Here is a 14,309-nt window from a genome sequence, read left to right on the forward strand (position 1 = left end):
ACGGACCATCCATATTCAGGCGGGACATCCCATTTGTCCTCGGGTTCGCCAGCAGCGCTCCGGCCAGGAAGAATCAGGGTGCGTGCCGCCATGGCGGTGCGGTGGTGAGACGCTGCACGGGGCCGCGTACATGGGTGACGCGGCTCGTACGGGGAGGTGGCAGGCAAGTGGTGGATCAGCTGACGCAGCACGATCCGCGGCGGATCGGGCCGTTCGAGGTGCTGGGACGGCTGGGTGCCGGCGGCATGGGGCTGGTCTATCTCGCGCGCTCGGCGTCCGGCCGGCGGGTGGCGATCAAGACGGTCCGGACGGAGCTCGCCGAGGACCAGCTCTTCCGCGTCCGCTTCACCCGGGAGGTGGAGGCGGCCCGCGCGGTCTCCGGCTTCTACACGGCGGCCGTGGTCGACGCCGACCCTCGTGCGGCCGTGCCCTGGCTGGCCACCGCGTACGTTCCCGCGCCCTCGCTGGAAGAGATAGTGAACGAGTGCGGGCCGATGCCGGCCCAGGCGGTGCGCTGGCTCGCGGCGGGGGTCGCGGAGGCGTTGCAGTCGATCCACGGCGCCGGGCTGGTCCACCGTGACCTCAAGCCCTCCAACGTGCTCGTCGTCGAGGACGGGCCCCGGGTGATCGACTTCGGTATCGCCTCCGGCGTATCGAACACACGTCTGACGATGACGAACGTCGCCGTCGGCACGCCCGCCTACATGTCCCCGGAGCAGGCGAAGGACTCCCGCAGCGTGACCGGCGCGAGCGATGTCTTCTCGCTCGGCTCCATGCTGGTCTTCGCCGCCACCGGACACCCGCCCTTCCACGGCGCCAACCCGGTCGAGACCGTCTTCATGCTGCTCCGTGAGGGTCCGGACCTCGAAGGTCTCCCGGACGAGCTGCGCCCCCTGATCGAGTCCTGCATGCAGATGGAGGCCACGGCCCGGCCCAACCCCGCCGACCTCCAGGCCCAGCTGGCCCCGCACCTCTTCGGCTCCGGCTCCGACGACAGCGGTACGGCCTCGGCGTGGCTGCCCGAGCGGGCGGTCGGCCTGATCGAGTCGCGGCGCGGTGGCCGTACGGTGGTGCCGGCCGCGCAGGGCGGCGCTCGCAGCGGCGGTGGCCGCCTCGCCCCCGTGCCGCCCCCGCCGTCCCACGACCCCGTCGTCCCGGCGCCCGGCCCCGGCCCGGTGCCGTCCCCGCTGTCCGCGCCGCCCGGTCCCGTCGCCGGCCCCGACACCGGACCGGTCCGGCTGGCGGGCGCCCAGGTGCCGATCGGGCCCGGCCCACGGGTCGCCGACGCCCGCGCCGCCGCCGTCAAGGCGCCTCCGCCGGAGGCCGGCCTGGTCGCCTCCTGGTCCAGGCCCCGCCCCGGCGTCAACGGCACAGAGCCTGCCGTGGGCCCCGCCGTACCCGCCGTCCCGGCGCCCGCGCCGGAGAGCCCGAGCGGCTGGCGGCCCTGGCGTTTCCGCATGTCCAACGACGTCTGGGGGACCCCCTCGGTCGCCGGTGACCTGGTCTACGTCACCTCCTTCGAGGTGCACGCCCTGGACGTGGCCACCGGCCGCCGACGCTTCAAGACGCGTGACGTGGCCTGGTCGATGGCGGTCGCCGACGGCCGTATCCACGCCTCCGACGGGCCCACCCTGTTCGCCCTGGACGCCCGGGAGGGCGGCGACCTGTGGCGGCTGTCCACGGACGCCTGGGTGTACTCCCTGAAGGCCGAGCGGGGGACCGTGATCACCGGCACCCGAGGCGGCGGCGTCCAGGCGTGGGAGGCCTCGGGCGGACAGAAGCTGTGGGAGATCACCGGCTGCCAGACCGACTTCGAGTCCCCGGAGGCGGGCCCCACGCTGCACGAGGGCACGGTGTACGTCTGGCAGGACGCCCGGGTGCGGGCCCTGGACGCCCGCACCGGCGACGAGCGCTGGTCGTACCCGATCGGCGACACGGCCACCTGCGGCGGGGTGCCGGTGCGGCTGACGCCGGCCGGCGACGGCTATGTGTACGTGTCCGCGGGGGCCCGGGTGCTGGCGCTGGACGTGGGCAGCGGCCATGTCCGCTGGCACTTCGAGGCACCGGCGGTCTTCCTGTGCCCGCCGACCTTCGTGCCGGGCCCGGCGGTGACCGGCGGCGGCATCTACCTCACCGACTACCTGGGCACGGTGTACGCCCTCGACGCCACTGACGGCCGCGACCGCTGGCGCATCGCCACCGAGGCCCGCTCGTCCGTCGACTCGGTACTGGTGGCCGCGGGCCATGTGCACGTGGGCAGCGGCAAGGGGCTCTATACCCTGGACGCCGTCACCGGCACCCCGAAGTGGCGCTTCCAGGCGGGCGGCGACATCGTGGGCGCCCCGGTGGTCGCGGACGGCCGCATCCACTTCGGCTCCACCGACCACCTGCTGTACACGCTCAAGGCCGACGACGGCCGCCTGCGCTGGAAACTCGCGACCGGCGGCGAGATCACCGGCTCCCCGGTGGTCGAGGACGGGGTCGTGTACGCGTGCAGCAAGGACCGGTGCGTGTACGCCCTGGACGCGGAGAAGGGGACCGGAACGGCCAGGACCGCCTGAGAGCTCCACGAAGTTTGCGTGAGTGATCGTGTGAGTGGCTAGAGTGACCATATGCATTCACGGGGGCGCACACTCAAGTTCACGGCCGTTCTGGCCATGGTCGTACTCGCACTGACGGGGTTCTCGACGGGCCGTCACGGCCGCGGTCACAGCAGCAGCGGCAGTGACGGCGGCGGTTGCAGCAGCTCCAGCCAGAATCACGGCAGCTCGTCGTCGACGTCGGGCGGTTCGTCGGGCTCGTACGGCTCCGACGACGACTCCACGTACGACAGCAGCACCAGCGGCGACAGCTACGGCAGCAGCACCAGCGGCGGCAGCGGGAGCGGGAGCGGTTACAACCGGCGCCCCGGCTACCGCTCCACGCCCACCTCCTCCAGCACCGGCTCCGGCACGGCGCTGAAGGACGGCACGGCGAAGCTGGTCAGCTGTGCGACCGCGACCACTCCGTACGCCACGGTCGAGATCACCAACCCGAACAAGCGCGAGGCCGACTTCCAGGCCTGGGTCACCTTCTACGACGCCGAGGGCACGGAGCTCCTCAAGAACATCTCCGTCACCGTCACCGTGCCGGCGAAGGGCAGGGCGAACACCAAGGTGAAGCTCGGGGACCAGTTGCTGGGGTCGGTCGACCACTGCCAGGTCGACCCGGAAGCCGAACTCGCGAACTGAGCGGTCAGGCGCTCAGCTCGGTGAGGAAGCCGACCAGTGCCTCGTTCACCTCGTCCGGCCGCTCCTGCTGCGTCCAGTGGCCGCAGCCGGGCAGCACGATCGGGTCCCGGCGCAGGTCGGGCATCAACGCCGGGAGCCGGTCGATCAGTTCGGGGGTGCCCGGGAAGGCGGGGACCAGGTCGCGGTCGCCGTACATGTACAGCGCGGGCGGGGTGACGACGGCGCCGTGCCAGGCGGCGGTCAGTTCCCAGTTGCGGTCCAGGTTGCGGTACCAGTTCAGGGCGCCGGTGAAGCCCTTCGCGTAGCTCTCGGTCAGCTCGTCGAGGTCCTTCTCGGTGAGCCAGGCCGGCAGCACCTCGGGGTCGGTCATGTCCGCGAGCCAGCCCCGCTCCAGGTCCACCAGGGCACCCTCGTGGCCACCGGCGTTCGGGGCGTCGCCGGAGGCGGAGAACAGCAGCCGGCGCAGGGTCGCGCGGGTGTCCAGGGCGAACTCGGCGTCGGCGACGCCCGGCAGGTTGAAGTAGTTCCAGTAGAACCGCCCGCCGAACAGTTCCTGCATGGCCCGCAGCGGCGGCCGCTCCCCACGGAACGGCGGCGGCACGCTCAGCCCCGCCACCCCGCGCACCACGTCCGGCCGCAGCAGCGCGGTGTGCCAGGCCACCGGCGCACCCCAGTCGTGGCCCACCACGAACGCCCGTTCCTCGCCCAGCGCGTGGATCAGCCCGACCACGTCCCCGACGAGGTGGAGGATGCTGTACGCGTCCACGTCCTCGGGGTGATCGCTGCGGCCGTAACCGCGCTGGTCCGGTGCGACCACCCGGAACCCGGCCGCGGCCAGCGGGCCGAACTGGTGGCGCCAGGAGTGCCAGGACTCGGGGAAGCCGTGCAGCAGCACGACGAGCGGTCCCGTGCCCTCCTCCGCGTAGTGCAGACGGATGCCGTTCACGTCGATCATGCGGTGCTCAACCATGCCCGCGAGCGTACACCTGCGTGATACACGCATATTGCTACCGCAACCTGAACTCCCGTTGCCGGGCCCGGAACAGCCCGGCCTGCCGTTCGGCCGGCAGGTTCCCGAGCGCCACCAGATGCGGAGCCTGCGCGAACCCCTGTGCCAGGGCACCCTCCTTGGCGGCCCACAGGGCGCGCACGGTGCCCTGCACGGCCTCGGCCGGGTACCCGGCGATGACCGCGGCTGCGGCGGTTGCGGCTGCCAACGCGTCGCCCGGCTCGGTGAGTTCGGTGACCAGCCCGATGTCGTGGGCGCGCCGCGCCGACATCCGCTCGGCCGTCCCCATGAGCGCGGTGCGCGCGGCCTCCCCGTGCGGCATCATCCGGGCCATCAGGACCGCCTCGTACGCGCTGACCATGCCGTAGGTGGTGTGCGGGTCGAAGAAGGTGGCCGTGGTGTCCGCGACGAGGAAGTCGCACTCGCCGAGAAGGTAGAAGGCCCCGCCGCAGGCCATCCCCCGCACGGCCGCGACGACGGGCTTGAACAGGTCGTTCGTCTTGGGCCCGATCCGCAGCAGCGGATCGTCCGCCATGAAGGGGGACCCCGGCTGCGGCACGGCCGCGTCCCGGTCGATCCCGGTGCAGAACGCGCGCTCCCCGCGGCCCGTGAGCACGACGGCCCGCACCGCGTCGTCGAACCTCAACTCCCGCCAGACGCCCTCGAGTTCCTCGACCGTGCGGAGGTCGATGGCGTTGAGTCGCTCGGGCCGGTCGAGGGTGACGACCGCGACGCCGGTGTCCTGGTCGGGGCTGACGGTCACGGTCACGGCCGCTCCAGGACCCACTGGGGGAGCCCGGTCGCCGGGTCGACGACGAACCGCACCCGGGCGCCGATCCGGATGCCGTGCGGATCGACGGAGTCGAGAGGATCCCCGGCCGCGCCGACCAGGTTCCCGACCAGCCGGATGCGCGGCGCGTCGGCGAGTTCGACGACCACGACGTTGTACGGCGCCCGCGCCGCGTATTCCGGCAGGAGCGGCGGATGCGGAACGGCGTACGACCAGACGCGGCCCCGTCCGGACATCGGGCGCCACTCGCTCGTGAAGGACCGGCAGTGCGGACAGCACGGCCGGGGCGGGAAGCGGAGCTCACCACAGTCGGCGCAGGCCTGGACGCGCAGCTCGCCCTGGGCGGCGTACTGCCAGAAGGGGGCGCCGTCGGTGTCGGTGACGGGGGTCAGCATGGCGGGGTCAACTCCTCAGGGTCCGGGGGGCCGGGGTCCGGGGTCCGCACGTCGTCACGCCCTCAGGAGCAGGGCGGAGGTGGGCACGCCCTCACCGGCGGTGACCAGGCAGGTCGAGGCTCCGGGCAGCTGCGCGGTGCTCGCCCCGCGCAGCTGCTTGACGCCCTCGTTGATGAGGTTGAAGCCGTGCACGTAGGCCTCGCTGAGTCCGCCGCCGCCGGTGTTGAGGGGCAGCAGTCCGCCGGTCTCCAGGGCGCCCTGCTCGGTGAACGCCCCGCCCTCTCCGCGGCCGCAGAACCCGTAGCCCTCCAGGGAGAGGGGGATGAGGGGCGTGAACGCGTCGTAGATCTGGGCGACGTCCACGTCCTGCGGGGTGAAGTCGGCGTGTTTCCACAGGTGCCGGGCGGCGGTCCAGGCCGGGCCGGTCAGCGGGTCGTCGTTCCAGTAGTTGACCATGCCGTGGTGCTGGGCGGGCAGGCCCTGGGCGGCGGAGTGGACGTACACGGGTTTCCGGCGGCAGTCCCGGGCACGCTCGCTGCTGACGACCACGCACGCGAGCGCGCCGTCCGTCTCCAGGCAGTTGTCGAACAGGCACAGGGGCTCGCTGATCCACCGGGACGACATGTACATCTCGCGGGTCAGGGGGCGCTCGTACATCATCGCGTCGGGGTTCTGGTTGGCGCGGTTGCGGCAGGCGAGGGCGACGTTGAAGAGGTGGTCGCGACTCACGCCGTACTCGTGCATGTAGCGGCGGGCGAGCACGGCTATCTCGTCGACGGGCCGCAGCAGGCCGAAGGGCCGGGTCCACTGGGCGGGGGTGGGCAGCTGGACGGCGGTGTTGGTCCAGGGGCGCGGCCCGCTGCCGCGCTTCCTCGACCGCCACGCGACCCCCACGGTGGCCTGCCCGGAGGCGATGGCCGAGGCGAGGTGGGCGACGGTGGCGCACGAACCGCCGCCTCCGTACCCGACCTTGCTGAAGAAGGTCAGGTCCCCGAAGCCGACGGCCTTCGCCAGCTCTACCTCGTCGGTCTCCTCCATGGTGTAGGAGGCGAGCGCGTCGACCTCGCCGGGGGCGATCCCGGCGTCGTCGAGGGCGGCGAGGACCGCGCGGCAGGCGAGGGTCCGCTCGTCCTCGGGGAGGTTCTTGGCGAAGGGCGTCTGCCCGATGCCGACGATGGCGGTGGCGTCCTTGAGTCCTGGGCCTCCGGTCATGGTGCGCACACCTCCGCAGACGGACGGGCGAGCTGACAGGCCGTCAGGCTACCGCTAATCTGACGGGCAGTCAGCTACCGGGTTCAGGAGGCTGGTTGTGCGCGGAGACATGGAGTGGGGCAGCATCCCGGGCCTGGTCCGGTCGGCGGCCGAGCGGTACCCGGACACCGAGGCGGTGGTGGACGGCCGTACCCGGATCTCGTACGGCGAACTGGGCGCCCGGGTGGAACGCGCGGCGGCGGCGTGCGTCGCGAACGGGCTGCGGGCGGGCGACCGGGTCGGGATCTGGGCCCCCAACTCGCTCGACTGGATCGTCTCGGCCCTGGGCGCGGTGTCGGCGGGCGCGGTCCTGGTGCCGCTGAACACCCGCTTCAAGGGGGCCGAGGCGGCGGACGTGCTGGCCAGGAGCGGGGCCCGGCTGCTGTTCGTGACGGGCACGTTCCTCGGGACGTCGTACGTGGCGTCACTGCGGCGGGCGGCGGGGGAGGGGGCGGGCTCCGGCCCGCTGCCCGGCCTGCCGGCGCTGGAGCAGGTGGTGGTCCTGTCCGACGACGCCCCGGCCGACTTCCGTACCTGGAAGGAGTTCCTGGCGGCCGGGGACGAGGTGGGACCGGCGCGGGTGCGGGCCCGCGCCGAGGCCGTGCACGGTGACCAGCCCTCCGACCTGGTCTTCACCTCCGGGACGACGGGCCGCCCCAAGGGCGCTGTCATCACCCACGCGCAGACGTTGCGGGCGTACCGGATCTGGACCGACCTGGCGGGTCTGCGGCACGGCGACCGCTACCTGATCGTGAACCCCTTCTTCCACACCTTCGGCTACAAGGCGGGCGTGATCGCCTGCCTGATGCGGGGCGCGACGATGATCCCGCAGCCGGTGTTCAACGTGGACACCGCGCTGGCGAACATCGCGGCGGAACGGGTGTCGGTGCTGCCGGGCCCGCCCACCCTGCACCAGTCACTGCTGGACCATCCGGCCCGTGACGCGCACGACCTGTCGGCGCTGCGGCTGGTGGTGACCGGCGCCGCGGTGGTCCCGCTGCGGCTGGTGGAACGCCTGCGCGGCGAACTGGGCGTGGACACCGTGCTGACCGCCTACGGTCTGTCCGAGGCGAGCGGCATCGTCACGATGTGCCGCCGCGGCGACGACCCGTCGGTGATCGCGTCCACCTCCGGACGGGCGATCCCGGGCACCGAGGTACGGGTGGTGGACGCCGAGGGCACCGCGGTCGCGGCCGGTGTGCCCGGCGAGGTCCTGGTCCGGGGCTTCAACGTGATGCGCGGCTACTACCGGGACGAGCCGGCCACCGCGGAGGTGCTGGGCGAGGACGGGTGGCTGCGCACCGGAGACGTGGGCGTCCTGGACGACGCCGGCAACCTGCGTATCACCGACCGGATCAAGGACATGTTCATCGTCGGCGGCTTCAACGCCTACCCGGCGGAGATAGAGCAACTCCTCGGCCTGCACCCGGACGTCGCCGACGTGGCGGTGATCGGCGTCCCGGACGCCCGCCTGGGTGAGGTCGGCAGGGCGTACGTGGTGCGGCGGGCCGGGTCGGTGGTGACGGGCGACGACCTCATCGCCTGGGCCCGCCGCGAGATGGCGAACTACAAGGTCCCCAGAACGGTCGAGTTCCTGCCGGAGCTCCCTCGCAACGCCGGCGGGAAGGTGGTGAAGGGAGCGTTGCGGGGGCGGGCGGGTTGACCGGCAGGCGCCCCCACGCCCACCCGTACCGCGCCCGCCCCCGCGAGCCATCGACCGCGGCGGCTCCCCCTATCCGCGCCGCCGCGGTCGAACCCCGTGAGGTGAAAGCTCAGTTGGACGGCTCGCTGGTGGCGTGGAAGTCGTCCGGCTTCACGGTGTCGCCACCGGTGGCGTGGAAGTCCTTGGTCGTGATGTCGGTCTTCTTCTTCTCGGAGTCCGCGGCTGCGACGACGGTCTCCTCGCCGGTGGCGTGGAAGTCGTCAGGCTTGACGTCGCCGTTGTTGTCGGCCATGAAACTGCTCCCTCTGGGACGTGGGACATAGGACGAACGAGACTGATGAGAACCCGCCCGGCAGCTCCCCCGCGGGCCGCCGGGCGGGCGTCACAGAGCCGTTCACCTTAGTGGTACGACCCTGGTGCCGTGCCGTCTGCCCCCCGACACGACGGTCCGGCACTCATGAGAGTGCCGGATGGCGATAAACGAATGATGAACGCGGCGCCCGGCTCGCCGTTCTCAGGCGACCGGAGCGGTGGCGAGGAGCTGTCGCACGTCGTTGGCCTCGGGTGATCCGGACTTCTCGAAGGTGGACAGGGCTTCCTGCCAGCAGACCTTGGCCCGGTCGGTCTGACCGATGCCGTGCAGGCCCCGGCCCAGCACCGTCAGCACGTTGGCGCGGCGCCAGTCGCCGCCGATCCCGTGCAGCACCACCAGCGCCTGCTCGGCACTGGCCGCGGCCTGCGCGGCCCGCTGTTCGGCCAGGTGGACCTCGGCGATGCGGAACAGCGTCATGCCGTGCCACAGGTGCTGCCGGGCGGCCTGGAACATGTGCAGGGCCTCGGTGAGCGTGTCCAGTGCCAGCCGGGTCCGGCCGAGGCTGGTCAGAGCGAGCCCGAGCGCGTACTTGCCGTTGGCGAGCCGCAGCGCCATACCGGTGTCGTCCCGCTCGTACAGGGCGACCCCCTGCCGGGCCAGCGAGACGGCACTGTCGGTACGTTCCGTCGCCAGGTGCACCCGGGACAGGTTGCACAGGGCGCTGGCCTCGCCCGGGTTGTTCCGGTCGTCGCGGAACGCGGTCAGCGCCTTCGTCAGGTGCTCCTCGGCCTCGTCGTGCCGCCCGTCGTACAGGGCGATGATGCCCTGCTGGTTGGGCGCCTGGGCGCAGACCACCGGGTCGTTCGCGACGAGCCCGAGCTTCAGGGCCCGGCCGGCCTCCAGGCTGGAGTCGGCGAACTGACCGGCGATGCCGAGCAGATGGCTGTGCATGAGGCGGGCCCGGCCCTCGGCGAGGGCGTCACCGGCCTGCCGCGCCGCCGTGATCACCGCGGCGCAGGATCTGACGTACTGGCGTGAGTTGACGCCCGACTCGCCGAGGTCGATCCCCACCACCAGCAGATCAGCCGCCCGCCTCACCAGGCCCTCGCCACCCGCCTGTTGCACCGCCGCGAGCAGCGCGCTCGCCTCGCTGAACAGCCAGTCCAGTGCCGTGTCCCGGTCGGTGAACGTCAGCCCCGGGTAGTCGACCCGGCTCAGATGGTCCAGGACCCGCTCGCCGGGCCGTTCGATCGCGTAGACCGCTGACGCCGTCGCCAGATAGAAGTCCAGCAACCGGGATATCGCCGCCGCCGGCTCGCTCGGCGGCCACTCGTCCCGTTCCGCGCAGGCACGCGCGTAGAGCCGGACCAGATCGTGGTAGCGGTAGCGGCCCGGCGCCGCCGACTCCAGCAACGACGTGTCGACCAGGGACTCCAGGAGGTCCTCCGTGTCGTTGGTCGGCAGGTCCAGCACCGCCGCGGCCGCCGCCAGCGAGATGTCCGGGCCGTCCGCCAGGCCCAACAGCCGGAACGCGCGGGCCTGGACCGGCTCCAGCTGTCCGTACCCCAGCTCGAAGGTCGCCTTCACCGCGAGGTCGCCGGCCTGCAGCTCGTCCAGGCGCCGCCGCTCGTCCGCGAGCTTCGCCGCCAGGACCGAGACCGTCCAGGTGCGACGGGCGGCCAGCCGGGACGCCGCGATACGGATCGCCAGCGGCAGGAAACCGCACGCCGCCACCACGTCCAGCGCCGCCTGCCGTTCGGAGCTGACCCGTTCCTCGCCGACGATCTTCGTGAACAGGGCCAGCGCCTCGTCCGGGGACATCACGTCCAGGTCGACGAGGTGGGCCCCGGCGAGGTCGACCATGCGGACCCGGGAGGTGATCAGGGCCGCGCAGCCCTCGGTGCCCGGCAGCAGCGGGCGGATCTGGGCCGCGTCCCGCGCGTTGTCCAGCAGCACCAGCACCCGGCGGCCGTCCAGGACCGAGCGGTACAGCGCCGACCGTTCCTCCAGCGAGTCGGGGATGGCCGAGTCCGGGGTCCCCAGGGCGCGCAGGAAGGTGCCCAGGACCGTCTCGGGTTCCGCCGCCCTCGATCCGGCGCCCTGGAGATCGATGTACAGCTGACCGTCGGGGAAGGCACCGCGCGCCTGGTGGCCGACATGCACCGCCAGGGTGGTCTTGCCGACGCCGCCGATACCGGCCAGCGCGGACACGGCCATCACCCGGCCCTCCGCGGAGGCCAGCACCTCGCCGAGTTCCGTGACGAACGACGCCCGCCCGGTGAAGTCCGGGACGGTGGCCGGGAGTTGGGCGGGGCGCACCGGTACGGCGTCGGGTTCCGGCTTCTTCGCGGACGGTTCCGCCAGGCCCGGGTCCGCCTGCAGGATGCGCTGCTGGAGTTCGCTCAGGCCCGGGCGCGGGTCCACGCCCAGTTCGTCGGCCAGGAGCCGGCGGGTGTCGGCGTACACCGCCAGCGCCTCCGCCTGACGACCGCTGCGGTACAGGGCCAGCATCAGCAGCTCGCGCAGGCGTTCCCGGAGGGGGTGCTCCGCGGTCAGCGCGGTCAGTTCGGACACCGCCTCCGCGTGGCAGCCCTGCTCCAGGTCCATGTCCAGGCGGGTCTCCAGCAACTGGAGCCGCCATTCCTCCAGCCTGACCCGCTGCGCCTCCGCGTACGGGCCCGGCACCCCGGCCAGCACCTCGCCGTCCCACAGGGCGAGCGCCCGGCCCAGTACCTCACGGGCGTGGCACAGGTCCCCGGCGCCGCGTGCCTTCTCCGCCTCGGTCGCCAGGTCCTGGACGACCGTCACGTCCAGCGCGCCCTCGGGAAGCCCGCGCACCGCGTACCCGCCGGACTCGCTCACCAGGACCCCGGGGTCCAGCACCTTGCGCAGCCGGGAGGCGTACGTCCGTACCGCCGCCAGGGCCCGCGAGGGCGGCTCCTCGCCCCACAGGGCGTCGATCAGCTCCGCGGCGGTCGCGGTCCGGCCCTCGCGCAGCAGCAGGGCGGCCAGCAGGGCGCGTTGCTGGGGGGAGCCGGTGCTCAGCGGTTCCTCGTCGCGCCAGGCGCGCACCGGTCCGAGCACGCCGAAGCGCAACGACACCGTCTCCGCCCCCGCCCGGTCCGCGGAGCCGGGACGCCTCTGCTCCGGCACGCGCGGTACCTCCGGCACTCGCGGTACACCGTCCATCGCCGTCCCCCCTGGAAATCCTGAGCAACCCCGCCAGTTTGCCTTGTTCATGGCAGATGCGTCAGCTGTGGAGAGTGTGATCACAGGCAGGCACGCGGGATATCACAAGGCCCTCACGCCTTCTTCGCACGGACTCGCGCGGAAATCACCCCCAAGACGGCCCCGCCCACAGAGCTGACGGATCGTCAGATCAGCGCTACCGTCAGCGCCATGGACACCGCCATGGACACCGCCACGGACACGCAGACCCCGCTGCCGCTGATCATCTCCGTCGACGACCACACCGTGGAGCCCGCCACCGTCTGGCAGGACCGGCTTCCGAAGAAGTACCTGGACACCGGGCCCCGGATCGTCCGCGCGCCCCTGAAGGAGATGACCTTCCTCGGCGGCCGCTTCAAGCCCGTGATGGGCGCTCAGGGCACCGAGGGCCCGATCGGCGACTGGTGGGTCTACGAGGACCTGCACCGCCCCCTGACCCGCCTGGACACCGCGGTCGGCTACAGCAGGGACGAGATCAAGCTGGAGGTCATCACCTACGAGCAGATGCGGCCCGGCTCCTACGACGTCCCGCAGCGCCTCGCCGACATGGACGTCAACCACGTCCAGTCCGCGCTCTGCTTCCCGACCTTCCCGCGCTTCTGCGGCCAGACCTTCACCGAGGCGAGCGACCACGAGCTCGGTCTGCTCTGCGTCCAGGCCTACAACGACTGGATGGTGGAGGAGTGGTGCGGGCCGACGGCGCACGGCCGCCTCATCCCGCTCACCCTGATCCCCCTGTGGGACGCCGAGCTGGCGGCGGCGGAGGTGCGGCGCAACGCCGCCCGGGGCGTGAGGGCCGTCGCGTTCTCCGAGATACCCCCGCACCTCGGCCTGCCCTCCGTCCACACCGACGACTGGGACCCCTTTCTGGCCGCCTGCGACGAGACCGGCACCGTCATCGCCATGCACATCGGCTCCAGCAGCCGTATGCCCTCCACCTCCGCCGACGCCCCTCCCGCCGTCGGCTCCACCATCACCTTCGCCAACTGCTGCTTCTCGATGGTCGACTGGCTGATGAGCGGCAAGTTCGAACGCTTCCCGAACCTCAGGGTCATGTACGCCGAGGGCCAGATCGGCTGGATCCCCTACATCCTGGAGCGCGCCGACATCGTCTGGGAGGAGAACCGTGGCTGGGGCGGCGTCGCCGACAAAGTCCACCGCCCGCCGTCCGAACTCTTCGCCGAACACGTCTACGGCTGCTTCTTCGACGACGCCTTCGGCCTCAGGAACCTCGACTCCATCGGCGTCGGCAACGTCCTGTACGAGACCGACTACCCCCACTCCGACTCCACTTGGCCGAAGTCCCGCGAGGTCGGTGAGGCCCAGATGGGGCACCTCGACCCTGATGTGGTGGAGCGGATCGTGCGGGGCAACGCGATCGAGCTGCTGGGCCTCACCCCGGACGGACTCTGGGACGGCTCCCGGTGACAGGGACGTTGCCCCCGGCCCACCGGGCGAGCCCCCGCCTCTCCTACGGCATCCAGCTCCCCGTCCAGTCCCAGAGCACCCTCTACGCCGAGCCGTGGGAGGCCGACGCCGGTCCGGACGACCTGGTCGACATCGCCCAGGCCGCCGAGCGGGCCGGATTCTCGTACGTCGCCTGCTGCGACCACGTCGCCGTCCCGCGCCGGCTCGCGCCCGCGATGAGCACGGTCTGGTACGACCCGGTCGCCACCCTCGCCTTCCTGGCCGCGGCCACCGAACGCGTCCGGCTGCTCAGCCATGTCGCCGTCGTCGGTCTGCGCCATCCGCTGATCGGCGCCAAGCAGTACGCGACCCTCGACCACCTGAGCGGCGGGCGGCTGATCCTCGGGGTGGGCGCCGGGCACGTGCCGGAGGAGTTCGAGGCGCTCGGGGTCGACTTCCACCGGCGCGGGGCCGTGCTCGACGAGTCGCTCGACGCCCTGCGCGGGGCCCTCGGACCCGAGGAGTACCCCGAACACCACGGCAAGCTCTACGACTTCCAGGACCTCGGCCAGCGCCCCCGGCCCGCCCAGGCCCGCGTCCCCCTGTGGGTCGGCGGCTCCTCGCCCGCCGCCGTCCGCCGGGCGGCGCTCCGGGGGGACGGCTGGCTGCCGCAGGGGGACCCGCGGGAGCGGCTGCCCGCGCAGATCGCACGGATCCGGGAGATCCGCGCGGAGCACGCGATCCAGGGGCCCTTCGTCGTCGGCGCCATCGCCGAGCCGCTGTACGTCGACAGCCCGGCCTGGGACGTCGGCCGGCGCACGCTCAGCGGCCCGCCCGGGGCTCTCGCCGAGTCCCTGCGGGCCTACCGCGCGATGGGCGTGGACCAGATCCAGGTCAGGTTCCGCAGCCGAAGCCGTACCGAACTCACCGACCAGATGGCCGCGTTCGGCACGGAGGTGGGGCCGCTGCTGGCGGATTCGTAGGGGTGGCCCGCGCGGTAGGAGTCGTGACGGGGCCTGCCGC

The 14,309-nt window shown here is 72.5% G+C and carries 11 protein-coding genes; 5 read left to right on the forward strand and 6 right to left on the reverse strand.

Going from position 1 to position 14,309, the window contains the following annotated elements; genetic code table 11:
* Nucleotides 1–167: 167 nt before the first annotated feature.
* Both ABZ027_RS34235 and ABZ027_RS34240 read left to right on the forward strand, forming a co-directional pair.
* Entirely contained in the window at nt 168–2,561 is a 2,394-nt protein-coding gene (locus ABZ027_RS34235) for a PQQ-binding-like beta-propeller repeat protein (protein ID WP_356775238.1), read from the forward strand.
* Nucleotides 2,562–2,612: 51 nt separating this feature from the next.
* The gene (locus tag ABZ027_RS34240) at nt 2,613–3,230 is read left to right on the forward strand and encodes a hypothetical protein (RefSeq protein WP_356775240.1); all 618 of its coding nucleotides are present in this window, start codon (nt 2,613–2,615) and stop codon (nt 3,228–3,230) included.
* A gap of 4 nt (nt 3,231–3,234) precedes the next feature.
* On the opposite strand, the gene ABZ027_RS34245 is transcribed toward ABZ027_RS34240, so the two are convergent.
* From ABZ027_RS34245 to ABZ027_RS34260, 4 genes are read right to left on the reverse strand one after another with little or no spacing between them, the layout of a single operon-like run.
* On the reverse strand, nt 3,235–4,200 hold the full coding sequence (locus ABZ027_RS34245) for an alpha/beta hydrolase (protein ID WP_356775242.1): 966 nt from the start codon (nt 4,198–4,200) through the stop codon (nt 3,235–3,237).
* Between the two features lie 37 nt (nt 4,201–4,237).
* On the reverse strand, nt 4,238–5,008 hold the full coding sequence (locus ABZ027_RS34250) for an enoyl-CoA hydratase/isomerase family protein (protein ID WP_356775244.1): 771 nt from the start codon (nt 5,006–5,008) through the stop codon (nt 4,238–4,240).
* Nucleotides 5,005–5,424, reverse strand: a complete 420-nt coding sequence (locus ABZ027_RS34255; protein WP_356775246.1) for an OB-fold domain-containing protein — start codon at nt 5,422–5,424, stop codon at nt 5,005–5,007. Before ABZ027_RS34255 ends, ABZ027_RS34250 begins: the two co-directional genes overlap by 4 nt.
* Nucleotides 5,425–5,478: 54 nt before the next feature.
* On the reverse strand, nt 5,479–6,636 hold the full coding sequence (locus ABZ027_RS34260) for a lipid-transfer protein (protein ID WP_356775248.1): 1,158 nt from the start codon (nt 6,634–6,636) through the stop codon (nt 5,479–5,481).
* Nucleotides 6,637–6,745: 109 nt separating this feature from the next.
* Here ABZ027_RS34260 and ABZ027_RS34265 point away from each other — a divergent pair, with 109 nt between their 5' ends.
* Entirely contained in the window at nt 6,746–8,338 is a 1,593-nt protein-coding gene (locus ABZ027_RS34265) for a FadD3 family acyl-CoA ligase (protein WP_356775324.1), read from the forward strand.
* 109 nt (nt 8,339–8,447) lie between these two features.
* On the opposite strand, the gene ABZ027_RS34270 is transcribed toward ABZ027_RS34265, so the two are convergent.
* Both ABZ027_RS34270 and ABZ027_RS34275 read right to left on the reverse strand, forming a co-directional pair.
* Nucleotides 8,448–8,630: a hypothetical protein gene (locus ABZ027_RS34270; RefSeq protein WP_356775249.1), complete on the reverse strand. Its 183-nt coding sequence runs from the start codon at nt 8,628–8,630 to the stop codon at nt 8,448–8,450.
* A 222-nt stretch (nt 8,631–8,852) separates the two neighbouring features.
* Nucleotides 8,853–11,840: a BTAD domain-containing putative transcriptional regulator gene (locus ABZ027_RS34275; RefSeq protein WP_356775250.1), complete on the reverse strand. Its 2,988-nt coding sequence runs from the start codon at nt 11,838–11,840 to the stop codon at nt 8,853–8,855.
* Between the two features lie 210 nt (nt 11,841–12,050).
* Between ABZ027_RS34275 and ABZ027_RS34280 the strand changes: the two genes are divergently transcribed.
* Both ABZ027_RS34280 and ABZ027_RS34285 read left to right on the forward strand, forming a co-directional pair.
* A complete protein-coding gene (locus tag ABZ027_RS34280; protein ID WP_356775252.1) occupies nt 12,051–13,307 on the forward strand; it encodes an amidohydrolase family protein in 1,257 nt (418 codons plus the stop codon).
* A complete protein-coding gene (locus ABZ027_RS34285) occupies nt 13,304–14,269 on the forward strand; it encodes a TIGR03619 family F420-dependent LLM class oxidoreductase (protein WP_356775254.1) in 966 nt (321 codons plus the stop codon). The genes ABZ027_RS34280 and ABZ027_RS34285 overlap by 4 nt, the downstream gene beginning before the upstream one ends.
* Nucleotides 14,270–14,309 lie beyond the last annotated feature (40 nt).

Source organism: Streptomyces sp. NPDC006332, from assembly GCF_040612855.1.
Taxonomy (GTDB): Bacteria; Actinomycetota; Actinomycetes; order Streptomycetales; family Streptomycetaceae; genus Streptomyces.

What these genes read in the sequence shown, in the direction of transcription:
- ABZ027_RS34240 (WP_356775240.1), top strand. Translation starts at nt 2,613, where the DNA reads ATGCATTCACGGGGGCGCACACTCAAGTTCACGGCCGTTCTGGCCATG.
- ABZ027_RS34245 (WP_356775242.1), bottom strand. Translation starts at nt 4,200, where the DNA reads ATGGTTGAGCACCGCATGATCGACGTGAACGGCATCCGTCTGCACTAC.
- ABZ027_RS34255 (WP_356775246.1), bottom strand. Translation starts at nt 5,424, where the DNA reads ATGCTGACCCCCGTCACCGACACCGACGGCGCCCCCTTCTGGCAGTAC.
- ABZ027_RS34260 (WP_356775248.1), bottom strand. Translation starts at nt 6,636, where the DNA reads ATGACCGGAGGCCCAGGACTCAAGGACGCCACCGCCATCGTCGGCATC.
- ABZ027_RS34265 (WP_356775324.1), top strand. Translation starts at nt 6,746, where the DNA reads ATGGAGTGGGGCAGCATCCCGGGCCTGGTCCGGTCGGCGGCCGAGCGG.
- ABZ027_RS34270 (WP_356775249.1), bottom strand. Translation starts at nt 8,630, where the DNA reads ATGGCCGACAACAACGGCGACGTCAAGCCTGACGACTTCCACGCCACC.
- ABZ027_RS34275 (WP_356775250.1), bottom strand. Translation starts at nt 11,840, where the DNA reads ATGGACGGTGTACCGCGAGTGCCGGAGGTACCGCGCGTGCCGGAGCAG.
- ABZ027_RS34280 (WP_356775252.1), top strand. Translation starts at nt 12,051, where the DNA reads ATGGACACCGCCATGGACACCGCCACGGACACGCAGACCCCGCTGCCG.